The 5,000-nt window shown below is 44.8% G+C and carries 1 protein-coding gene and 2 rRNA genes (2 of these 3 only partly in view); all 3 read right to left on the bottom strand.

Features of this window, described 5'->3' with window-relative positions; genetic code table 11:
- Positions 1-1,596, bottom strand: the 5' portion of a protein-coding gene (locus AB1284_RS23970; protein ID WP_429761862.1) for an efflux RND transporter permease subunit. Its footprint begins 1,440 nt before the window's first position; 1,596 of the gene's 3,036 nt are visible here — the first part of the coding sequence; the start codon lies at positions 1,594-1,596; the stop codon falls past the left edge of the window.
- A 613-nt stretch (positions 1,597-2,209) separates the two neighbouring features.
- Positions 2,210-2,325: ribosomal RNA gene (rrf, locus tag AB1284_RS23965) — 5S ribosomal RNA — on the bottom strand.
- A 50-nt stretch (positions 2,326-2,375) separates the two neighbouring features.
- A 23S ribosomal RNA gene (locus tag AB1284_RS23960) occupies positions 2,376-5,000 on the bottom strand (it continues 298 nt past the right edge of the window).

The raw sequence follows: 5,000 nt of genomic DNA, 5'->3' as shown, positions 1-5,000 counted from the left end.
AACAAATACAACAAAAGCGAGAAAGAGTGTAATCATCTTTTTCTGAATTGTCCAGCTCAGCACACGCCGATATGTTCTCTGCAATATTGTTTCTTTCGGTTCCTTATGCTTCAAACGTAGCAAGAAAAATTTAGCAAGCAAAGGGACAACTGTTAACGAAACAAGTAAAGAAAAAGCAAGTGCAACAATAACTGTAATTCCGAACGGAGCAAAGAACTTGCCAACAATTCCCGGAACGAATGAAAGTGGACCAAATACTGCCATAGTCGTAATTGTTGAAGATGTAACCGCACCGCCAACTTCTTTAGCAGCCGCTAACACCATGTTTGCATCACGCTTTGCGCTACTTAACGTTCTGCGATAGATGTTTTCAATGACTACGATAGAATCATCAATTACTCGACCAACAGCTACTGCAATACCAGCTAGCGTCATCATATTCAAACTATAGTGTAAATACTTCATCGTAATCATTGCTGCTAAAACAGACAGCGGAATTGATAGCACAGCTACAATTGTAGCTCTTATATTACGTAAGAATACAAATGTCACAATGACAGCAAACAATGTACCTAGCAACACTTCCCTAAGCATACTATTAACTGATTTTTCTACCTGCTTTGAGCTGTCATACAACTTTGTCAGTTTATAACCCTCTGGTAATTGTAGATCAGATAGTTTTTGGTTAATTTGTTTGACTACTTCCACCGCATTAGCTCCCGGCTGCGCTTTAACAGATACAAGAACTGCAGGCGTGTCTTTTAATCTCGTATATACAGTTTCTATTTTACTTCCATACCCTACAGTTGCTATATCTGATAATTTAACTATTTCTATTCCCCCAGCACTTGGTACTGCCATTTTCATATTGTTCACGTCAGTAAGCGATTTAAGTTTGTAATCAGCTTGAACATTTAATGTTTTTTCATTCATACTCACCTGACCTGCTGGAATAGAAAAATTGTGTGCTAAAAGTGCTTGCTTTACTATGTCATAAGTAATCTTTTTTTCTTTCATTTTTTCAACATCGAGTCTAATAGACAATTGCTTTTCGGTTTCACCTGACACATCCACCTTGCCGATATTTTCAACAGTAGACAAAGTCGGTTTAATCCGATCGTTTACATATTGTGAAATATCCGCCTGCTTAGCATTGTCTGAAGAAAGCGCGAAAGTAAATATTGGCATCTGCGAAGGTCCATCTTTCATAACGATAGGTTTCCCTGCATCCTCTGGTAATTTTAGAGATGCAACTGCACTCGTCACATCTTTTTCGGCCTCATCCATCTTCTTGGCCATATCAAATCCTAAAATAGCAACTACCATGTTGCTATGAGCTTCAATATATAAATTGTCAAGCTTTTGAATACTAGAAAATGCAGTTTCTAACGGCTTTCCTATATCATTTAATCCTTGCTCTGGCGTGGCACCCATATAAGGGACTTGCACAACCATATACGGAATATCAACGTTTGGCATTTCTTCCATCTCTATTGTTTTAATAGAATATATTCCCCCAACAACAATAAAAATCATCGCGAGAAAGATAACACCTACATTTTTTAAAGAAAAGCGAATCCACGACCCCACTGTCATTCCTCCCATCCCTTTGTACTAAAGAAAATAATCTTACTTACATACTCTTTATAAATCGTAATCCTCCCCTACTTATATTCTCTTCAACCTTTTACAATTGTAAATTTTATCCTTTCACTCCACATCAACCGCATGGTGGATTCTAAACTCAGCCTAAAGACCTATGTAAAATCACACAGTTCCAAATATACAGAAAATTATTTTTATACAGCAGTGTAAAAAGTCATGTTCTAAACATGACAAAAAGGATTGTGTATTTTACACTTTCCGTAAGCAGGAGGTACACATACCTCTTTGAGATTGCCAATCCACACAAATGATCTATTAATATTTGATTTCATGCTGTTTTTTTGGAAAAAGAATGTATTTAATTTCTTTCACAGAAAATTTAATACGCTTTGGAATACGAGGTCTCTTAGTAAAAATGAAGGATATTTCTGATATGTTTCATAGAAATGAAGAATGATTTCCTGTTTTGATAGATTTTTTCATGACCACTTGGTTCGTCTATTTCAATAAAATAAAGCTGAGTTCCTTTATTAAGAAATTTAGTGTTATTTTATAATGATAAAAATACACAAAAAAGACGAGTCATACTGACTCGTCTTAGATTGCCTGGCAACGTCCTACTCTCACAGGGACAAAGTCCCAACTACCATCGGCGCTAGAGAGCTTAACTTCCGTGTTCGGTATGGGAACGGGTGTGACCTCTCTGCCATCATTACCAGACTTATGAAGGTATATTCCTTCAAAACTAGATAACATTTGCTTCATATTATATGGTTAAGTCCTCGATCTATTAGTATTCGTCAGCTCCACATGTCACCATGCTTCCACCTCGAACCTATCAACCTGATCATCTTTCAGGGATCTTACTAGCTTAACGCTATGGGAAATCTCATCTTGAGGGGGGCTTCATGCTTAGATGCTTTCAGCACTTATCCCTTCCGCACATAGCTACCCAGCTATGCCCTTGGCAGAACAACTGGTACACCAGCGGTGCGTCCATCCCGGTCCTCTCGTACTAAGGACAGCTCCTCTCAAATTTCCTACGCCCACGACGGATAGGGACCGAACTGTCTCACGACGTTCTGAACCCAGCTCGCGTACCGCTTTAATGGGCGAACAGCCCAACCCTTGGGACCGACTACAGCCCCAGGATGCGATGAGCCGACATCGAGGTGCCAAACCTCCCCGTCGATGTGGACTCTTGGGGGAGATAAGCCTGTTATCCCCGGGGTAGCTTTTATCCGTTGAGCGATGGCCCTTCCATGCGGAACCACCGGATCACTAAGCCCGACTTTCGTCCCTGCTCGACTTGTAGGTCTCGCAGTCAAGCTCCCTTATGCCTTTGCACTCTACGAATGATTTCCAACCATTCTGAGGGAACCTTTGGGCGCCTCCGTTACTTTTTAGGAGGCGACCGCCCCAGTCAAACTGCCCACCTGACACTGTCTCCCGGGTCGATAAGACCCGTAGGTTAGAATTTCAATACAGCCAGGGCGGTATCCCACCAGCGCCTCCACCGAAGCTAGCGCTCCGGCTTCAAAGGCTCCCGCCTATCCTGTACAAGCTGTACCAAAATTCAATATCAGGCTACAGTAAAGCTCCACGGGGTCTTTCCGTCCTGTCGCGGGTAACCTGCATCTTCACAGGTACTATAATTTCACCGAGTCTCTGGTTGAGACAGTGCCCAAATCGTTACACCTTTCGTGCGGGTCGGAACTTACCCGACAAGGAATTTCGCTACCTTAGGACCGTTATAGTTACGGCCGCCGTTTACTGGGGCTTCAGTTCAGAGCTTCGCTTGCGCTAACCCCTCTCCTTAACCTTCCAGCACCGGGCAGGTGTCAGCCCCTATACTTCGCCTTACGGCTTCGCAGAGACCTGTGTTTTTGCTAAACAGTCGCTTGGGCCTATTCACTGCGGCTTTCCGTTAAGAAAGCACCCCTTCTCCCGAAGTTACGGGGTCATTTTGCCGAGTTCCTTAACCAGAGTTCTCTCGCACACCTTAGGATTCTCTCCTCGCCTACCTGTGTCGGTTTGCGGTACAGGCACCTTTTATCTCGCTAGAAGCTTTTCTTGGCAGCGGGGAATCAAAGACTTCGCTCCATAAGGAGCTTCCCCATCACAGCTCAGCCTTCGCGGTAAGCGGATTTGCCTACTTACCAGCCTAACTGCTTGGACGTGCACAACCAATCGCACGCTTCTTCTATCCTTCTGCGTCCCTCCATTGCTCAAACGATAAAGAGGTGGTACAGGAATATCAACCTGTTGTCCATCGCCTACGCCTGTCGGCCTCGGCTTAGGTCCTGACTAACCCTGAGCGGACGAGCCTTCCTCAGGAAACCTTAGGCATTCGGTGGACGGGATTCTCACCCGTCTTTCGCTACTCATACCGGCATTCTCACTTCTAAGCGCTCCACCAGTCCTTACGATCTGACTTCACAGCACTTAGAACGCTCCCCTACCACTGATACCATAGGTATCAATCCGCAGCTTCGGTGGTGTATTTAGCCCCGGTACATTTTCGGCGCAGAGTCACTCGACTAGTGAGCTATTACGCACTCTTTAAATGGTGGCTGCTTCTAAGCCAACATCCTAGTTGTCTAAGCAACTCCACATCCTTTTCCACTTAATACACACTTTGGGACCTTAGCTGGCGGTCTGGGCTGTTTCCCTTTTGACTACGGATCTTATCACTCGCAGTCTGACTCCCAAGGATAAGTCGTTGGCATTCGGAGTTTGACTGAATTCGGTAATCCGATGGGGACCCCTAGTCCAATCAGTGCTCTACCTCCAAGACTCTCACACTTGAGGCTAGCCCTAAAGCTATTTCGGGGAGAACCAGCTATCTCCAGGTTCGATTGGAATTTCTCCGCTACCCACACCTCATCCCCGCACTTTTCAACGTGCGTGGGTTCGGGCCTCCATTCAGTGTTACCTGAACTTCACCCTGGACATGGGTAGATCACCTGGTTTCGGGTCTACGACCACGTACTAAACGCCCTATTCAGACTCGCTTTCGCTACGGCTCCGCCTCTTCAGCTTAACCTCGCACGGGATCGTAACTCGCCGGTTCATTCTACAAAAGGCACGCCATCACCCGTTAACGGGCTCTGACTATTTGTAGGCACACGGTTTCAGGATCTCTTTCACTCCCCTTCCGGGGTGCTTTTCACCTTTCCCTCACGGTACTGGTTCACTATCGATCACTAGGTAGTATTTAGCCTTGGGAGATGGTCCTCCCAGATTCCGACGGAATTTCACGTGTTCCGCCGTACTCAGGATACATTCAAGAGGGAACGAAGTTTCAACTACAGGGTTGTTACCTTCTATGACGAGCCTTTCCAGGCTGCTTCGTCTACCTCGTTCCTTTGTAACTCCGTATAGAATGTCCTACA

Source organism: Bacillus sp. S2(2024) (assembly GCF_050474045.1).
In the GTDB taxonomy this organism is placed as follows: Bacteria; Bacillota; Bacilli; order Bacillales; family Bacillaceae_G; genus Bacillus_A; species Bacillus_A yunxiaonensis.
Note: the sequence above shows the minus strand (reverse complement) of the source record. Positions and strands in the feature narration are given on the sequence as shown.